The 466-nt window shown below is 63.5% G+C and carries 1 protein-coding gene; it reads left to right on the top strand.

Annotation, left to right across the window (positions count from 1 at the left end):
• The first annotated feature begins 250 nt into the window (after nt 1-250).
• Nucleotides 251-433, top strand: a complete 183-nt coding sequence (locus AACY52_RS32510; RefSeq protein WP_370468083.1) for a transposase — start codon at nt 251-253, stop codon at nt 431-433.
• The last annotated feature ends 33 nt before the right edge of the window (nt 434-466 follow it).

The raw sequence follows: 466 nt of genomic DNA, 5'->3' as shown, positions 1-466 counted from the left end.
GGATAACTCGAGCCCGCTACATTTTTCCGAGTCCTTGGCCCGTCTTAGCGCACTCGCCGACGCCGAGGTACTCCTGAAGGCGCGGCCGGCAATCCTTCTTTAACCGTCGCGCAAATCAAGCGCATGTCGGAAAGCCAAGCATCCATGCTGGCATCCGACGGGGAGGAGCGGCGTAAGCCCCCGGTGACGGCCGCCTTGTGCCGGAGCTGGAGCTTGGAGAAGCCATAGGACTACTCCTGGAGCTAGTCCTATGACGAAGACGGAAGTGGAAGTGATCACGTCGGAGCAGCGACGGCGGCATTGGTCACGGGCGGATAAGGAGCGCGTTGTCGCTGCGGCGCTGCAGCCGGGAGCAACGATCCTGGGAGTGGCGCGGGCGTTCGGTGTGCATTCCAGCCAGGTGTTCCGGTGGCGCCAGCAACTATGCAAGTAGGCACCGCCGCCCGGCTTCGCCGCCGTGACGATT

Source organism: Pseudomonas sp. EA_65y_Pfl1_P113 (genome assembly GCF_963970525.1).
Taxonomy (GTDB): Bacteria; Pseudomonadota; Gammaproteobacteria; order Pseudomonadales; family Pseudomonadaceae; genus Aquipseudomonas; species Aquipseudomonas tritici.
The sequence above is the reverse complement of the archived record's forward strand: the minus strand, read 5'-3'. Positions and strand labels throughout refer to the sequence as shown.

Excerpts from the sequence above, each read along its gene's own strand:
- AACY52_RS32510 (WP_370468083.1), top strand. The coding sequence starts at position 251 with ATGACGAAGACGGAAGTGGAAGTGATCACGTCGGAGCAGCGACGGCGG.